Origin of the sequence: Brevundimonas sp. UBA5936, assembly GCA_002430835.1 — a bacterium.
GTDB lineage: Bacteria > Pseudomonadota > Alphaproteobacteria > Caulobacterales > Caulobacteraceae > Brevundimonas.
This window is the reverse complement of sequence record DJDA01000020.1, coordinates 26,402-43,909: the sequence shown is the minus strand read 5'-3', so window position 1 is coordinate 43,909 and position 17,508 is coordinate 26,402. Positions and strand designations below refer to the sequence as shown.

13 protein-coding genes and 1 tRNA gene are annotated in these 17,508 nt (G+C 67.1%); 5 read left to right on the top strand and 9 right to left on the bottom strand.

The genetic code is table 11. The features are described from left to right. Positions 1-92: 92 nt before the first annotated feature. From nuoF to B2Y21_RS01705, 7 genes are read right to left on the bottom strand one after another with little or no spacing between them, the layout of a single operon-like run. A complete protein-coding gene (nuoF, locus tag B2Y21_RS01735) occupies positions 93-1,406 on the bottom strand; it encodes an NADH-quinone oxidoreductase subunit NuoF (RefSeq protein ID WP_200165439.1) in 1,314 nt (437 codons plus the stop codon). Between the two features lie 6 nt (positions 1,407-1,412). Continuing rightward, complete coding sequence (locus B2Y21_RS01730) at positions 1,413-1,682, bottom strand: hypothetical protein (protein WP_292056353.1); 270 nt, start codon at positions 1,680-1,682, stop codon at positions 1,413-1,415. Continuing rightward, complete coding sequence (gene nuoE, locus B2Y21_RS01725; RefSeq protein WP_292056351.1) at positions 1,682-2,356, bottom strand: NADH-quinone oxidoreductase subunit NuoE; 675 nt, start codon at positions 2,354-2,356, stop codon at positions 1,682-1,684. Before nuoE ends, B2Y21_RS01730 begins: the two co-directional genes overlap by 1 nt. Further along, on the bottom strand, positions 2,353-3,606 hold the full coding sequence (locus B2Y21_RS01720) for an NADH-quinone oxidoreductase subunit D (protein WP_409514766.1): 1,254 nt from the start codon (positions 3,604-3,606) through the stop codon (positions 2,353-2,355). Before B2Y21_RS01720 ends, nuoE begins: the two co-directional genes overlap by 4 nt. 17 nt (positions 3,607-3,623) lie before the next feature. Next, positions 3,624-4,247, bottom strand: coding sequence for an NADH-quinone oxidoreductase subunit C (locus B2Y21_RS01715; RefSeq protein ID WP_292056349.1), 624 nt, complete (start codon positions 4,245-4,247; stop codon positions 3,624-3,626). Further along, positions 4,244-4,843: a NuoB/complex I 20 kDa subunit family protein gene (locus B2Y21_RS01710; protein WP_087141646.1), complete on the bottom strand. Its 600-nt coding sequence runs from the start codon at positions 4,841-4,843 to the stop codon at positions 4,244-4,246. The genes B2Y21_RS01715 and B2Y21_RS01710 overlap by 4 nt, the downstream gene beginning before the upstream one ends. Beyond that, positions 4,813-5,190: an NADH-quinone oxidoreductase subunit A gene (locus B2Y21_RS01705; RefSeq protein ID WP_292056347.1), complete on the bottom strand. Its 378-nt coding sequence runs from the start codon at positions 5,188-5,190 to the stop codon at positions 4,813-4,815. The genes B2Y21_RS01710 and B2Y21_RS01705 overlap by 31 nt, the downstream gene beginning before the upstream one ends. 209 nt (positions 5,191-5,399) lie before the next feature. Between B2Y21_RS01705 and B2Y21_RS01700 the strand changes: the two genes are divergently transcribed. Beyond that, the gene (locus B2Y21_RS01700) at positions 5,400-7,016 is read left to right on the top strand and encodes an AbgT family transporter (protein WP_292056345.1); all 1,617 of its coding nucleotides are present in this window, start codon (positions 5,400-5,402) and stop codon (positions 7,014-7,016) included. 94 nt (positions 7,017-7,110) lie between these two features. Next, positions 7,111-7,187, top strand: a tRNA-Asp gene (locus B2Y21_RS01695). A gap of 154 nt (positions 7,188-7,341) precedes the next feature. Here B2Y21_RS01695 and B2Y21_RS01690 read toward each other — a convergent pair. Further along, the gene (locus B2Y21_RS01690) at positions 7,342-8,592 is read right to left on the bottom strand and encodes a glycosyltransferase (RefSeq protein WP_292056344.1); all 1,251 of its coding nucleotides are present in this window, start codon (positions 8,590-8,592) and stop codon (positions 7,342-7,344) included. Between the two features lie 300 nt (positions 8,593-8,892). Here B2Y21_RS01690 and B2Y21_RS01685 point away from each other — a divergent pair, with 300 nt between their 5' ends. The 3 genes from B2Y21_RS01685 to lexA all read left to right on the top strand — a co-directional run bounded on the left by B2Y21_RS01685 (position 8,893) and on the right by lexA (position 15,210). Then, the gene (locus B2Y21_RS01685; RefSeq protein WP_292056342.1) at positions 8,893-12,171 is read left to right on the top strand and encodes an autotransporter outer membrane beta-barrel domain-containing protein; all 3,279 of its coding nucleotides are present in this window, start codon (positions 8,893-8,895) and stop codon (positions 12,169-12,171) included. A gap of 116 nt (positions 12,172-12,287) precedes the next feature. Then, positions 12,288-14,384: a S9 family peptidase gene (locus tag B2Y21_RS01680; RefSeq protein WP_292056340.1), complete on the top strand. Its 2,097-nt coding sequence runs from the start codon at positions 12,288-12,290 to the stop codon at positions 14,382-14,384. 121 nt (positions 14,385-14,505) lie between these two features. Next, a complete protein-coding gene (lexA, locus tag B2Y21_RS01675) occupies positions 14,506-15,210 on the top strand; it encodes a transcriptional repressor LexA (RefSeq protein WP_003164579.1) in 705 nt (234 codons plus the stop codon). 159 nt (positions 15,211-15,369) lie between these two features. Here lexA and B2Y21_RS01670 read toward each other — a convergent pair whose 3' ends face one another. Continuing rightward, entirely contained in the window at positions 15,370-17,460 is a 2,091-nt protein-coding gene (locus B2Y21_RS01670) for a ComEC/Rec2 family competence protein (protein WP_292056337.1), read from the bottom strand. Positions 17,461-17,508: the final 48 nt, after the last annotated feature.

The following is a 17,508-nucleotide window of genomic DNA, read 5'->3' as shown; positions in this document are numbered from 1 at the left end:
ATTCGATGGTGGAAATGGCGCCCGACTGGGTGCAGGCCGAAGGGCCCATCAGCACCGTCGTCGTCAGCAGAAGCATCGGAGATCGCATAGCCCTACTCCGCCGCGATCGCGTGGCCGGCGAAGTTCGCGCGGCGGCTGCGGTAGGTGTGGATGCGCTCTTCGATCTCGTGACGGAAGTGCCGGATCAGGCCCTGAACGGGCCAAGCGGCGGCGTCGCCGAGGGCGCAGATGGTGTGGCCTTCGACCTGACCGGCCACGTCGAGCAGCAGGTCGATCTCGGACGGGTCGGCGTCGCCGATGGCCATGCGTTCCAGCACGCGCCACATCCAGCCGGTGCCTTCACGGCACGGCGTGCACTGGCCGCAGCTCTCGTGCTTGAAGAAGTAGCTGATGCGGGCGATCGCCTTAACGATGTCGGTGGACTCGTCCATGACGGTCACGCCGGCCGTACCCAGCGACGAACGCATTTCGCGCATGGAGTCGAAGTCCATCAGCGCGACTTCAGCCTGCTCGCGCGTGATGACCGGGCAGGACGCGCCGCCCGGGATGATGGCCTTCAGATTGCCCCAGCCGCCGCGCACGCCGCCGCCGTGATCCTCGATCAATTGGCGCAGCGGGATCGACATGGCCTCTTCGACCACGCAGGGCGTGTTCACGTGGCCCGACAGGGACATCAGCTTGGTGCCGGTGTTGTTCGGGCGACCGAAGCTGGCGAACCAGTCCGCGCCACGGCGCAGGATGGTGCCGACCACGGCGATCGATTCCACGTTGTTCACGGTCGTCGGGCAGCCGTACAGACCGGCGCCCGCAGGGAACGGCGGCTTCAGACGCGGCTGGCCCTTCTTGCCTTCCAGGCTTTCCAGCAGGGCCGTCTCTTCGCCGCAGATATAGGCGCCGGCGCCGTGGTGGATATAGACGTCGAAGTCCCAGCCGTGGACGTTGTTCTTACCGATCAGCTTGGCCTCATAGGCCTGCTTGACGGCGGCTTCCATGCGCTCGCGCTCAAGGATGTATTCGCCGCGCAGGTAGATGTAGCAGGCGTGGGCCTGCATCGCGAAGGAGGCGATCATCGCGCCTTCGATCAGCAGTTGCGGATCATGACGCATGATCTCGCGGTCTTTACACGTCGCGGGCTCGGACTCGTCGGCGTTGATGACCAGGTAGTGAGGGCGATCCTTCACTTCCTTGGGCATGAAGGACCACTTCAGGCCGGTCGAGAAACCGGCGCCGCCGCGTCCGCGCAGCCCCGAGTTCTTGACGTTGGTGATGATCCAGTCGCGGCCAAGGTCCAGCATGTCCTTGGTGGCGTTCCACGCGCCGCGCTGCTTCGCCCCCTCAAGGCCCCAGTCCTGGAGACCGTAGAGGTTGGTGAAGATCCGATCCTTGTCTTGGAGGATGCCGACCATGATCCCTTAAAGTCCTTCCGCCATGCGGCGCTTGTGGTAGCGGGTGCGCTGGAAGACGGCGTAGATCACCAGCACCCATCCAACGGCCAACAGGCCATAGGCCGCCACCGCGGCGTTTTCAGTCAGGCCGAAACGGCCTTCGCGCGCGAATATCACCAGAGCGGCCGCGACTACGATACAGGCCAGCCCCGCCCAGCGCGGACGCCAGCCGACGCGACGCAGTTCGGCCCGATAGGCCGCCCTGCCCGTTTCTGTTTCGAGGTCCGGCCGCGCCATCAGGCCGGAGCCTTTTCAGCGACAGGCTCCGAGTTCGGCAGCTTCTTAATCTTTTTGGCGGCCGAGCCGTCGTACAGCGACGGATCGGTCAGCGTCCGCGCGCCGCCTTCAGGCTCCGACGTGTGACGGCCGACATAGCTGCCCGCCTTCGGCGTCTTGCCGGCGGCGAAGTCGTCGATGATCTGAGCCATGTTCTCGGGCGTCAGGTCTTCGTAATAGAGGTCGTTGATCTGGGCCACCGGCGCATTCGAGCAGGCGCCGATGCACTCGATCTCCTGCCAGGTGAAGCGGCCGTCGGCGGACAGCTCGTCCTTGGGGCCGATCTTCTCGCGACAGACGCGCATCAGATCGTTGGAGCCGCGCAGCATGCACTGCGTCGTGCCGCACACCTGGATCAGGGCGGCCGTACCGACCGGCGTCAGCTGGAACATGGTGTAGAAGGTCGCGACCTCCAGCACCCGGATATAGGCCATGCCCAACAGCTCGCCGACAGCGCGCAGCGAGGGCTCGGAGACCCAGCCTTCTTGCTTCTGGACCAGCCACAGCACCGGGATTACGGCCGACTGGCGACGCGATTCCGGGTATTTCTTGATCCACCACTGAGCCTTTTCCATCGTCTCCTTCGAGAACTCGAAAGAGACGGGTTGCTCCTTGGCCAGACGACGAACGCTCATCGGTCCACTTCTCCGAACACCATGTCGAGCGAGCCGAGGATGGCGGACACATCCGCCAGCATGTGGCCGCGGTTCATCCAGTCCATCGCCTGCAGGTGACGGAAGCCGGGCGCCGACAGCTTGACGCGGTAGGGTTTGTTGGTGCCGTCCGACACCAGATAGACGCCGAACTCGCCCTTGGGCGCCTCGACGGCCGCATAGACCTCGCCTTCCGGGGTGCGGAAGCCTTCGGTGTAGAGCTTGAAGTGGTGGATCAGCGCTTCCATCGAACGCTTCATCTCACCGCGACGCGGCGGAGCGATCTTGTGGTCCTCGGTCAGGACCGGCTCGCCGGGGCAGTTGCGCAGCTTGTGGATGCACTGCTCCATGATGCGGATCGACTGACGCATCTCTTCGACGCGCACCAGGTAGCGGTCCCAGCAGTCGCCGTTCTTGCCGACGACGATGTCGAACTCCATGTCGGCGTAGCAGTCGTACGGCTGGGCTTTGCGCAGATCCCAGGCGATGTCCGAGCCGCGCAGCATGACGCCCGAGAAGCCCCAGGCCATGGCGTTTTCCTTGGACACCACGCCGATGTCGACGTTCCGCTGCTTGAAGATGCGGTTCTCGGTGACCAGGCTTTCGATGTCCGCCAGCTTGGCCGGGAACTCGGCGCACCAACGGCCGATGTCGTCGATCAGCTCGGGCGTCAGATCCTGGTGGACGCCGCCCGGACGGAAGTAGTTGGCGTGCAGGCGCGCGCCGCAGGCCCGCTCGTAGAAGACCATCAGCTTCTCGCGCTCTTCGTGGCCCCACAGCGGCGGGGTCAGGGCGCCCACGTCCATGGCCTGCATGGTCGCGTTCAGAAGGTGGTTCAGGATGCGGCCCATCTCCGAGTACAGAACCCGGATCAGCTGGCCGCGATACGGCACGTCCAGACCCAGCAACCGTTCGATGGCCAGGCAGAACGCGTGCTCCTGGTTCATCGGCGAGACGTAGTCCAGCCGGTCCAGGTAAGGGATGTTCTGGAGGTAGGTGCGCGCCTCCATCAGCTTCTCGGTGCCGCGGTGCAGCAGGCCGATGTGCGGATCGACGCGCGTGACCAGTTCGCCGTCCAGCTCCAACACCAGGCGCAGCACGCCGTGCGCGGCCGGGTGCTGCGGGCCGAAGTTGATGGTGAACTTGCGGTCGTCCATCGCCCGCGCGTGCGGGGTCAGGCCGTCTTCATAGTCCTCGAACGGGTCGATGGCGGCGCCGAGCGGCGCGGGCATGTTCTTGACGTCGGCCATTACTGCGCTCCCGCCTTTTCATCGCCCGGCAGGACGGTCGGATAATCGGCGCCTTCCCACGGAGACAGGAAGTCGAAGTTGCGGAACTCTTGAGTCAGTTTCACCGGCTCATAGACAACGCGCTTCTGCACTTCGTCGTAGCGCACCTCGACGTAGCCCGTCATCGGGAAGTCCTTGCGCAGCGGGTGCCCCTGGAAGCCGTAGTCGGTCAAGATGCGGCGCATGTCCGGGTGATCCGAGAAGATCATGCCGTACATGTCGAAGGCTTCACGCTCGAACCAGCCGGCCGACGGATAGACCGACGACACGCTGGGGACCGGCTTGACCTCATCGGTCGACACCTTGACGCGAACGCGCGCGGCGCGCGTCAGCGACAGCAGGTGATAGACGACCTCGAACCGCTCGGCGCGGTCGGGATAGTCGGCGCCGCAGACATCCATGCACTGCTGGAAACCGAACTGATCGCGCAGGGCCGTCATGATCTCGACGATCTTCTCGCGCGGAGCGATCAGGGTCAGTTCGCCATAGGCGACGACAGCCTCGACGCCCAGCGCCGCGACCATTTCCGTGCCCAGAGGCGTAAGGGCGGATTCGCGCTCCGCGACACGCACCAGTTCGCTCATCGTTCGATGGTCCCCGTACGGCGGATCTTCTTCTGCAGCTGCAGGATGCCGTACAGCAGGGCCTCGGCGGTCGGCGGGCAGCCCGGAACGTAAACGTCCACCGGCACCACGCGGTCGCAGCCGCGCACGACGCTGTAGCTGTAGTGGTAATAGCCGCCGCCGTTGGCGCAGCTGCCCATCGAGATGACGTAGCGCGGGTCCGGCATCTGGTCGTAGACCTTGCGCAGAGCCGGAGCCATCTTGTTGGTCAGCGTCCCGGCGACGATCATCAGGTCCGACTGGCGCGGCGAACCGCGCGGCGCGGTGCCGAAACGCTCCAGATCGAAGCGCGGCATCGACAGGTGAATCATCTCGACGGCGCAGCAGGCCAGGCCGAACGACATCCACATCAGCGAACCCGTACGGGCCCAGGTGATGACGTCGTCCAGCGAGGTCGTCAGGAAGCCGCGCTCGCCCAGCTCCGTATTGACGGACTCGAAGAACTTGTCGTGGATCTTGGGATCATAGCCCTCGACGGTCGAACGCGCGGCGGAACCGGCGGGGACCAGAGGACTGGAGGGGGCGATCACTGCCATTCCAGGGCTCCCTTCTTCCATTCGTAGATGAAGCCGACCGTCAGGACGCCCAGGAAGACCATCATCGACCAGAAGGCGAAGACCATGCCGCCGTGCGACAGGTCGAACATCGACACCGCCCACGGGAACAGGAAGGCGATTTCCAGGTCGAAGATGATGAAAAGGATCGACACCAGATAGAAGCGCACGTCGAACTTCATGCGCGCGTCGTCAAAGGCGTTGAAGCCGCACTCATAAGCCGAGAGCTTCTCGGTATCGGGGTTCTTGGGGGCCAGCACCCAGGCCGCCAGCATGAAGCCGACGCCGAGCACGATGGCGATGCCCAGGAAAACGACGATCGGAAGATATTCTAGAAGAAATTCGTTCATTCGAGCTGCCTCGCCCGCCGGGAGGTAGGGGGCGGATTCGGGGCTTCTTAGACCCAACCTCGCCAGGGTTCAAACCCATGTCGGCAAAGGTTTTTTGTTGCGAATGGTTCGCAGATTTTTGGGCGATTTGCCGCAGGCCGCGCGATTGCCTCTTATGCCGTTGATCCGCGAAATGCGTCACCGCCTCCAACACAGCCGAGAGCTTGCGTATGAACCTGGCCGCCCGCCTGCTGAACTCCATCGAACGCATCGGCAATCGGCTGCCAGATCCCGTCTTCCTATTCCTTTGGCTGATCCTCGGCCTCGTGGCCCTCAGCCTGGTCGGCGCAGGGCTGGGCTGGTCGGCGGTCAACCCGGTGACGGGAGAGGTGCTGCAGGCGCAGAGCCTTCTTTCCCCCGCCAACCTCGAACGGCTGTTCATCGGCATGCCGCGCACCCTGGCCGACTTCCCGCCGCTGGGGATCGTCATCACCATCATCTACGGCGCCTCGGTGGCCGAACGGACGGGCCTGTTCTCAACCGCCATCCGCGGCGCCCTGCTGAATGCGCCGCGCTTCATCCTGACGCCCATCGTGGTGGTGACGGGCATGGTGTCCCACCACGCCTCGGACGCCTCCTATGTCGTGGTGATTCCGCTGGCGGCCGTGATCTTCGCCGCTGCGGGCCGACACCCCCTGGCCGGCCTGGCCGCCGGCTTCGCCGCCGTGTCGGGCGGCTATGCGGGCAATCTGTTCCCCGGCGCCAGCGACGCCCTGATCCTGGGCATCACCGAGCCCGCCGCCCACCTGATCGACCCGTCCTACGCCGTCAGCATCGCGGGCAACTGGTTCTTCATCGTCGGAGTGGTGATCGTCTTCACCCCCATCGTCTGGTTCCTGACCGACCGGGTGATCGAGCCGCGCCTGGGCCCCTGGATCCCGCACAACGCCGCCCCGATCGCCGCCGAGGAAAAGACACCCCTCACCGCCGCCGAGAAGCGCGGCCTGGCCTGGGCGGGCCTGACCATCCTGGCCATGATCGCCGTCTGGGCGATCGTGACCTTCCTGCCCGGCTCGCCCTTCGTCGACGCCGACGCCGAACCGGCGCAACGCTACAACCCGCTGTATCGCTCTCTGGTCGCCTTCTTCGCCCTGACCTTCTTCATGGCGGGCGCGGCCTTCGGCGCAGGCTCCGGCTCGATCAAGACCCACCACGACCTGGTCCGCATGATGCGCGAGGGGATCAGCCAACTGGCCCCCTATATCGTCCTGGCCTTCTTCGCCGCCCACTTCGTCGCCATGTTCAACTGGTCCGGTCTGGGTCCGATCCTGGCGGTCAACGCCGCCGCCTCCCTGCGCGAACTGGCCCTGCCGACGCCGCTGCTGCTGATCGTGGTGGTGCTGGTGTCCTGCGTCTTCGACCTGTTCATCGGTTCGGCCTCGGCCAAGTGGTCGGCCCTGGCGCCCATCGTCGTGCCCATGTTCATGCTGCTGGGCATCAGCCCCGAGATGACGACCGCCGCCTATCGCATGGGCGATTCCGTCACCAACATCGCCACGCCGCTGATGAGCTACTTCCCGCTGATCCTGACCTTCGCCCAGCGTTGGGATCCCAGGTTCGGCTTGGGCTCGCTGATGGCGACCATGCTGCCCTACGCCGGAGCCTTCCTGGTCGCCGGTCTGATCATGGTGGCGACCTGGGTGGCTCTGGACCTGCCGCTGGGGCCGGGCGTGGGCGTGCACTACGAACCGCCGCCGCCCTCCACGGCGTCGCAACTGCCTGCGGACGGCGGAATCGCCGGTCCCACAGCCCCGCCTCAAGCCGCCGCTACACCGTCTGCGCGATGATTTGATTTATCCACAGCCGCGTCGCTTGACGTGCGACGCGACCCCGCCTAAACGACGCCCCTCGCCGGGGCGCACAGTCGCTTCGGATGGGAACGCGGGTGTAGCTCAGTTGGTTAGAGTGCCGGCCTGTCACGCCGGAGGTCGCGGGTTCGAGCCCCGTCACTCGCGCCACTCCTCTCAGGGATCTGAGGGAGTGGCGCACCGCCCTTCCCTCTCCTCTCTCAGAAAATCGAGATTGATCGCAGACGCAGCTTTCGCGCGTCTGTTCCGCCGCGTCCGGCCTTAAGCCCTCGGGCAAGCCCGAGGGCGGCAACAGAACAAACGCCTAGTTGATCGGCAGCGCCTCTTGCGGCGTGACGAACTCCGCCTTTCCGGTCAGTTCGCCGTAGAGCATGGTCAGATCCTCGAACACGCGGCTCCAGGCGAACTGCTCGACCGCCTTGACCCGCGCCGCCTGACCCAGAGCCTCCACGTCGCGCGCGAACAGGGCCTCGATCGCCTCGGCGTAATCGACCGGATCGGCCGAGGCGGCCAGTTGACCCACGCTCTCGTCGACCGTCTCGGCGACGCCGCCCGCGTTGACGCCGACCACGGCCCGGCCGCAGGCCATGGCCTCCAGCACGATCAGGCCGAACGGCTCCTTGTCGTTGGCGTGCACGAAGGCGTCGCAGCTGGCGATGATGCGGGCCACGGCGCGCGGATCCTTCTCATACGGCAGGGAGATGACCCGATCCTCGGGCGGCATCCCCGCCCCCGCGCCGACCAGCACAAGATGATAGGGCGCGCCCAGGCGCTGCACCGCGTCGATCAGAACGCCGACGTTCTTCTCCTTGGCCGGACGCCCGGCGAAGCACAGCAGGCGGGCGTCGGCGCCCAGACCCAGCTTCTTCAACAGCCAATCGCGATCCCGGCGATCCGGATGGAAGGTGTCCACCTCGACCCCCAGAGGACGAATCACAATACCGCCCACGCCCGCTTCCTCCAGGCGTTGCGCGATGAATCGGCTGGGCGAGACTACCCGGTCGAATTGCGAGAACAGCTTGGCCCAACGCTTTTCGACCGGCTTCTTGGCCCATTCGCCGAAATGCAGCGCCGCCAGCGCCGCTGGGTCCGAGTGGCAAAAGCCGACGACGGGGCAGCCGACCCTCTGGCCCGCCTCTAGCGCGCCCTGGCCCGGCGTATAGGGATCGCCCGCCTCGATCAGCGTGGGGTTGAGCGACGACACCCAGGCGCCCCAGCGGCGCACGGAACTGGGCCAGCGATAGCCGTCGCCGAACGGCAGCTTGGGCGCATGAAGACGAACGACGCCGTCCGGCTCCGCCTTATACCCAGCGCCCGGCACGACCAGGTTGTGCGCCACCCCCGGCCGATTGGCCTCCAGCCAGGTCTTCTTCGACAGCAGATAGCGCTTCACCCCGCCAGAGCGCGGCGCAAACAGCATGGTGGTGTCGACCAGGCGTGGACGAGAATCAGCGGCTGCCGCCTTCATCGCTCGCAAGGTGTCGGCCACCTCTTCATCCAGGCCGGGGAACAGCCTCAGTTCGCTTTCCTGGACGTCGATATGGCTCGCGCTCATGCGGTGGACCTTCTGCCTGTCGTTCTTCACGCTAACGCTAAAGCTCCGGCTTTGGATGCGACGGGCCCGGTTAATCTTCACCGTGCTTTTCGGCCCCCTACCGCTTGCAACCGTCGCGCTCAAGAGCCCGTCGCAATCCGGTCGCACGCCGACGCTTTTCATCTGCCGTTCAGGTTGATCTCCCTACGGCCGGTCTTGCATTCGCCTCAAATTCGAGAAACTTGGGGCGTGCGGGCGTGGACCCTGATAGGAGGGTCGCCTTCAATCCTTGCGCGTGCGACCACGAGGGGTTTCTTACGAATGCGTATCTTGCTCGCGAGCGCTGTTGCGATCGCTCCCCTGCTGGTCGCTTCCGGCGTTCAGGCCGAACAGGTCATCTCCAACGGGCGGACGACGCCCATCAGCACCGCGACCGCCAACAACGGCGCTCCCGACGACGTTCGGCTCGCCAACGGCGGCTCGATCACCGTGACCTCCGGCGCCGCCGTGACGCTGAATTCCAGCAATGACGTGAAGCTGGACGCCGGCTCCAAGATCGACATGCTCAAGGCCGCCGACGGCGCTACGGGCGTCCTGGTCAACGGCGGCAACACCGGCGACGTCACCATCGGCGGCGCCATCAACATCACCGACTCCATCGAGGAGTATAAGGACGACGACAAGGACGGCGACCTGGACGGCCCGTTCGCCGACGGCACGAACCGTCACGGCGTCCGCGTCACGGGCTCGGACCCGCTGGTCGGAAACATCCGCATCGAATCGTCCGGCTCTATCAAGGTCGAAGGCAACAATTCGTCGGGCCTGACCGTCGAGGCCCCGCTGACCGGCAACCTCTTCAACCAGGGCCAGATCAGCGTCATCGGCAATGACACCTACGGCATCCATACGACCGGCGACGTCACGGGCGACGTCACGCTCCTGGGCAGCGTGACCGCGGTCGGCGAAAACGCGGTCGGCGTCGCCATCGACGGTGCGGTCGACGGCGCCGTCAAGATTCAAGGCGCCGTCACCAGCACCGGCTATCGCTACACCACGGCCCCGCCGAGCAAGCCCACGACGGGCGAACCTCGCGAGGGCGTTACCTATCTCGAAAACCTGGACGCTGACGACCTGCTGCAGGGCGGCCCGGCCGTTCGCATCGCGGGCGATGTCGCCAAGGGCGTGCTGTTCGACGTCGCCCCGTCCTATGGATCTGGCGGGATCGAGGGCGACGACGACGGCGACGGCGTCAAGAACGGCGATGAGGACGACGACGGCGACGGCAAGAAAAATCGCGAGGACGACGACCGCGACGGCGACGGCATTCCCGACGCTCAAGAAACGACGGCCTCCATTCGCACGTTCGGCGGCGCGCCGGCGGTGTTGGTCGGATCGGCCGACAAGGACATCAGCCTCGGCGCCGTCGGAACCGGCGACAACGCCTATGCCTTCATCAACCGCGGCGCCATCGAGGCGGCCGGCGTATACAAGAACATCGACGCCACCGCCGTTCAAATCGGCGGCACGGGTCATTCGGTCAGCCTGGCCGGCGGCCTGAACAACCAGGGCACGATCACCGTCACGGCGAACACGGGCGATAGCACCGGCGTTCTGGTCGGCGCGGGCGCTACGGTTCCCGGCGTCGTCAACTCCGGCGTGATTCAGAGCGTTTCGTCGGGTACCGAAGCCAATGTGGCTGCGGGCGTATTGATCAACCAGGGCGCCAACGTCACCTCGTTCACCAACTCCGGCACCCTCTCAGCCGGCGTGAACGGCTCCAAGAGCGACGCCGTCGCCCTGCGCGACGAGTCGGGCACGCTGACGTCGATCAATAACACCGGCAAGATCCAGGCCGTCATCAGCCCTGAAAAGGACGTGGCCCAGACCGGATCGGCCATCGCCGTCGACGTCAGCGCCAACAGCACGGGCGTCACCCTGGTGCAGGACGGCGTGGTCATCCCCGATCACAAACTGCCCGACGCTGACAAGGACGGCGTGCCGGACATCAATGAGCCCGCCATCCGCGGCGACATCCGCCTGGGTTCGGGCGCCGATGTGCTGGATATCCGCAACGGCACGGTGAACGGCGACATCTCCTTCGGGACCGGCGCCGATCGCCTGTCCATCAGCGGCGGCGCCGTCGTGACCGGGAAGCTGTCCAACGGCGACGGCCAACTGGACATCGACATCTCCAAGGGCACTCTGGACGCGCGCCAGACCGGCCAGGTCGCTGTCAGCAACCTGAACGTCGGCGCCGACGGCAATCTGATCGTGACCCTGGACCCGGCGAACAACGCTTCCGGCGGCTTCAAGGTCAGCGGCAGCGCCGACCTGGCCGACGGCGCGGGCCTGGGCGTCCGTTTCAACTCGCTGATCCAGGATCCGACGTCCTTCACCATCATCGAGGCGGGCGACCTGAACGTCGGCGCCATCGACCAGGATCTGCTGCAGTCCAACTCGCCCTACGCCTTCGTGGTCAAGGCCAACGTCGACGACGCCGCCGGCAAGCTGACGGTCGACGCCCGCCGCCGCACCGCGGAAGAGGCCGGCATGATCAAGGCCGAGGCCGCCGCCTATGACGTGCTCTACGCCGGCCTGGCCGACAATGAGCTGATCCGCGCGGCCATGCTGAACCAGACGGACCGCGACGGCTTCTTCAACATCTATCAGCAACTGCTGCCCGACCACTCAGGCGGCCCGCTGCTGTCGCTGGCCAGCGGCGTCGACGCCGTGACCCGCGCCCTGACCGGCCGCAACGCCGCCGCCGCGCCGGGCGAGACCAGCGCCTGGGTGCAGGAGATCAACTTCTACGCCGACAAGGACAAGACCGACACCTACGGCTTCCGTTCTGAAGGCTTCGGCCTGGCGGGCGGCGTCGAGCGCGGCACCAACATGGGCGCCTTCGGCCTGACGGCGGCCTTCACCTCGTCGGATCTGGAAGACCCCGAAGCGGCGGCTGAAGAAGTCCTGTCGGCCAACCTGCTCGAGCTGGGCCTCTACTGGCGCGCTCAAGGCCAGTACTGGACGACCTGGGCGCGTGCGGCGGGCGGCTACGCCTCCTTCAGCGCCACGCGTAAACTGGTCGCCGACGGCATCAACCTGAAGAACGAGTCCGACTGGCACGGCTTCACCCTGGCCGCCGCCGGCGGCGCCTCGTACGAGCGTCACTTCGGCCGCCTGAACATCCGTCCCGAAGCCTATGTCGAATACTTCTCGCTGAGCGAAGACGCCCGCACCGAACGCGGCGGCGGCGACGGCTTCGACCTCGATATCGATGAGCGCGACGGCCACATCTTCTCGGGCGTGGCCGCCGTGAACATCGGCTACGGCTTCGGCAAGGAAGGCTGGATCCGCCCCGAAGTCCGTCTGGGCTGGCGTCAGAACTTCTCGGTCGACGCCGGGACCACCATCGCCCGCCTGGCTTCGGGCGGCGACGCCTTCACCCTGGAACCCGCCAGCATCGAGGGCGGCGGTCCGATCCTCGGCTTCCGCCTGAACGTCGGCAACGACCTGGGGCTGCTGTCGATCACCGGCGACGCCGAACTGCTGGAAGACTACGTCCGCTACACCCTGCTGCTGCGGGCCAGCTTCAAGTTCTGATTTTTCTTCGGAACGCGAATGAAAAAGGGCCGCCGGATTCGTTCCGGCGGCCCTTTCCCTATCTTGCCGCGCCCTCGCGCCTTTCTATGATCCCTCCAAACCAGAGGGGGTTTCATATGAACAAGTTCGCCTGGGCGGCCTGCGCCCTGATCCTCAGCGCACACGCGCCCGCGATGGCGCAAACCGCCGTCCAGACGGCCGCCGCGCCTAGCCTGCCGACCGCCGACCGCGGCCTGTTCACCGCGCAAGACCTGTTCGGCATGGAGGTCGCCTCCGACGCCCAGATCAGCCCGGACGGCGGGCAGATCGCCTATGTCCGCCAGACGGCCGACATCATGACCGACCGGATGCGGCCGACCATCTGGCTGATCGACGTCAAGACCGGCCGCCATTCGCCCCTGGTCGCCTCGGCCGGGTCGCATCGCCAGCCGCGCTGGTCGCCGGACGGCGCGCGCCTGTCCTACATCTCCAGCGCCGAGGGCGGCGCGCCGCAGTTGTTCGTGCGCTGGATGGCGTCGGGCGAATCGGTCCGCGTCACCAACCTGCCCAACACCCCGTCCAGCGTCAGCTGGTCGCCCAACGGCGAGCAGTTGGCCTATTCCGTCCTGGTCCCCGGCGAGAAGCCCAAGATCGGCTCCCCCCTGGCCAAGCCCGAGGGCGCCCAGTGGGCGCCGCCGCTGGAGATCATCGACAGCGTCTCCTACCGCTCCGACGGCCAGGGCTATCTGAAGCCGGGCTTCCGCCACGTCTTCGTCGTCGGGTCGCAGGGCGGCGGCGCGCGCCAGCTGACGCATGGCGACTTCCATCACGGCGGCGGCCTGTCCTGGTCGGCCGATTCCCGCACCCTCTACCTCAGCGCCAACCGTCGCCCCGACTGGCAGCGCGAAGCCGCCGACAGCGAAGTCTTCGCCCTGGATGTCCAGACCGGCGGCCTGACCGCCCTGACCAGCCGTGCGGGGCCGGACAATGCGCCCGTCGCCTCGCCCGACGGCCGCCGCATCGCCTACCTGGGTTATGACGACAAGCGGATGGGCTATCACAACACCCGCCTCTATGTGATGGACGCCGACGGCTCGAACAGCCGCGTCCTGACCGAAAGCCTCGATCGCTCGGTCCAGTCTCCCGTGTGGAGCCGCGACGGCCGCTCGGTCTATGTCGCCTATGACGATCAGGGCCGCACCAAGGTCGCCCGCGTGTCGCTGGACGGCGCCGTCACCACCCTGATCGAGGATCTGACCGGCGACGACTTCGGCCGCCCCTACACCGGCGGCGGCTTCACCGTGGCCGACGACGGCGCCATCGCCTATACGCGCGGCGATTCCAGCCGCCCGGCCGACGTTCACGTCATGAAAGGCGGCCGCAGCACCCAGCTGACCCGCCTGAACGCCGACTTCCTCAGCGCCCGCCGCCTGGGCGAGGTGCGCCGCATCCAGGTCGCCTCCTCCCACGATCAACGCGCGGTCGAAAGCTGGCTGACGCTCCCGGCCGACTATGTCGAGGGCCAGCGCTATCCGCTGGTGCTGGAGATCCACGGCGGCCCCTTCGCCGCCTATGGCCCGCACTTCGCCACCGACAACCAGCTATTCGCCGCTGCGGGCTATGCGGTGCTGTCGGTCAACCCGCGCGGTTCGACCTCCTATGGGGACGAGTTCGCCAACCTGATCCACCACAACTATCCGTCGAACGACTATGACGACCTGATCAGCAGCGTCGACGCCATTATCGCTCAGGGGATCGCCGACCCGAACAAGCTGTTCGTCACCGGCGGCTCGGGCGGCGGCGTGCTGACCAGCTGGATCGTCGGCAAGACCGACCGCTTCAAGGCGGCCGTCGTCCAGAAGCCGGTCATCGACTGGGCCAGCTTCGTGCTGACGGCCGACAACCCGGCCTTCTTCGCCCGCTACTGGTTCGGCGAATATCCGTGGGAGAACCCGGAGGCCTACTGGCGCCGGTCGCCGCTGTCGCTGGTCGGCAACGTCAAGACCCCGACCATGGTCGTCGTCGGCGACGAGGACTACCGCACCCCGGTCAGCGAGTCGGAGCAGTACTACACCGCCCTGCAGCTGCGCGGCGTGCCAACGGCCCTGGTGAAGATCCCCGGCGTCGGCCACAGCCTGGCCGTCCGCCCGTCCCAGAACGCCGCCCGCATGAACGCCATGATCGAGTGGTTCGCGCGCTACAAGGACGGCGCCCCGGCCGCTCCGGCGCAATAAGACCCGGCTCCGCGCCCGTCATGCGGCGGGCGCGGAGGTTCAGCGTGGCGTTAGTTGACTTTTAGCCAGAACACTTACAGAACATCATCAACGGTTCACGCCTTGTTCTGGATTCTGCGCCATGCTCACGAAGAAACAGCACGAACTCCTGATGTTCATTCATGAGCGCATCCGGGAGACGGGCGTTTCGCCGTCCTTCGACGAGATGAAGGAGGCGCTGGACCTGGCGTCCAAGTCGGGCATCCACCGCCTGATCACGGCACTGGAGGAACGCGGCTTCATCCGCCGCCTGGCCCACCGCGCCCGCGCGCTGGAGGTGGTGAAGCTGCCGGAACAGGCGACGACCGCCGCGCCGGCCAAGGGCCGCGCGCCTTTCAAGCCCGACGTGATCCAGGGCGGCGGCCTGAACCCTCGCCCCGCCGTCGCCGAGGCCGCCAACGACGTCCGCGACCTGCCCCTGCTGGGCAAGATCGCCGCTGGCACCCCCATCGCCGCCATCCAGCACGAGCGCGAGCGCCTGCCCGTCCCCGAAGCCATGCTGGGCGCGGGCGAGCACTACCTGCTCGAGATCGAAGGCGACTCCATGATCGAGGCCGGCATCCTCGACGGCGACACGGTCATCATCAAGCGGGTGGAGAACGCCTCCTCAGGCGAGATCGTCGTCGCCTTGGTCGAAGGCGAGGAAGCTACGCTGAAGCGCCTGCGCAAGAAGGGCCAGTCCATCGCGCTCGAGCCCGCCAACAGCGCCTATGAGACCCGCATCTTCGGCCCCGATCAGGTCGAGGTTCAAGGTAAGCTGGTCGGCTTGCTGCGCCGCTATCACTGAGGGGCCCTCCCCCATCCCCGCTCGTCCCGGCGGACGCCGGGATCAAATGCTTTGGCTTCAAGCAGGGTCGTCTGGAAGTTTGCCTGTGATCTGGCCTCTTCTAGCCAACGACAGCACGTCCGGCTCTATTTGGATCCCGGCGGACGCCGGGATGAGCGGTTAGGAGTGAGCCCCGCCCCACGGCCGCCGTCCCCGCACCTCCGCCGCCCACAGGGCGCGCCAGCCGCCGGCCCCATCGCGCCACAGCTCCACCGAACCGCCGCGCGCATGATCCGCGCCGTCCAGCACCAGCCGCCCCTCGCATGACGACGGCAGGACCGCGACCACAGCCCTTATGCTGACCACCTCGGCGCTGCGGCACATATGATCCATCTGCGCCTCGCTAGGCGACGCCTTGCCCCACCACAGCACCAGCGCGCCTTCCTCGCTATCCGGCGCGCAGAAGGATCGCTTGCAGGTCCAGCCTTCGCCCGGCCGCCCCACCGCCTCCAGACCCCGCCGCCGGGACCACAGATCGCTAGCGAACTGACGCACCGCAGGCCGCATGACGATCGCCTGCTCTCCCTGCCGATACGCCGCATTCGCACCGCCGTCGCCGACCCAGACATCCGGCGGCGCCGGGCGCGGCCAGATCAGCACCGCCGCCGCGAACGGCAGGCCCAGCCAGCGCCACCGTCCGCGCCACAGGCACATGAACAATATGCCCACGAAAGCGACCGGCAGAGCCGCCGCCGGGGCGCTGGGGATCGCCTGAACCGCGCCGGGCAGACCCGCCGCCCAGTGCCCTATCGCCAGCATGACATCCACCGACTTGCCCGCCAGCCACAGGAAGGGCGCGCCCAGGCCCAGCGGCTCCAGCGCCGCGCCCAGCGCCAAGGCGGGCATCATGATGAAGTCCGCCAGCGGCGCCGTCGCCAGATTGGCGATCAGTCCATAGACGGCCGTGCGGTTGAAATGCTGCATAGCGAACGGCCCCGTCGCCATGCCCGCGACCAGGCTGGCGGCGCAGGCGGCCAACAGCCAGCTGCCGAACCGCTGCACGGCGACAATGGGCCAGGGCGCGGCGAACTCTCGGATGCGGCGCGGCCAGACCTCGACCAGGGCGACCAGGGCTGCCGTCGCCGCAAAGGACATCTGGAACCCCGGCGTCACCACGGCTTCGGGCCGCAGCAACAGCACGACAAAAGCCGCCGCCGCCAGCGCCCGCATCGTCACCGCCTGCCGGTCGGCCAATACGGCCAGAAAGGCGATGGAGGCCGTGACCGCCGCCCGCTCGGCCGGCGGCGGCGACCCCGAGATCACCAGGTACGTCCCGACCGCGATCAGGCCTGCGATCGCCGCAACCTTCTTGCCCGAGACGCGCAACGCCAGCCACGGCCAGGCCGCGACCAGCAGACGCACGGCGAAGAAGACGAAGCCCCCCACGACCGCCATGTGCAGGCCCGAGATCGACAGGATGTGCGCCAGTCCCGAATCCCGCATGGCGTCCAGGTCCGGGCTCTGGATCCAGGTCTCGTGCCCCGTGGTCATGGCCGCCGCCACCCCGCCGGTCCGCTCGCCCAGGCGCGCCACGATCCGCTCGGCCAGGGCGTAGCGCACAGCGTTGACCTTCATCACCATCCGCACCCGCCAGGGCGGCGGCGTCAGATCGGCGGCGCGCGTCGGCCCCAAGGCGAACAGCGTCCCGCCCATGCCCTGAAAATAGGCGTTGCGGCCGAAGTCATAGGCGCCGGGGCTGGCCGGGGGCGGCGGCGGATTCAGGATGCCGAAGACGCGGATCGCCGCGCCGGGCGGCGGCGGCGTCCCCTTCACCGTGACCCGCAGCCGCTCAGGCGTCGCCTCGGGCGTCAGACCGCGCACCCGCACAGGCGCCACGACGATGCGCGCGCCGTTCTGGCCCGGCGAATCCACGTCCATGACCCAGCCCTCAAGCTGCGTAGGCTTCATGTCCGCAGGCGCGATCGGCGCCGCCACGGCCTCGGCCCTCAGCTTGGCGACCGCCAGGCCGCCGCCGAAGCACGCCAGCATCAACAGGATCAGGGTCGCCGCGCGTGGCAGCCCCCGCGCCCGCCCGACGATCCAGGCTCCGAACAAGACCATGGCCGCCGTCACCAGCGGCCACGTCGCAGGTTCATCCTTCAAGGCAAAGTAGGCGGCACACCCTGCGCCGAAACAGACGGACGACCACAGGGGCCAGCGATCCGCCTGCGCCCGCACGTCATGGCGAAGACTGTCAAATAACCGGGCCATAAGGGTTCGCTTCCCCACGGGCGGGCGTATAAGACCCTGCCCTATGGA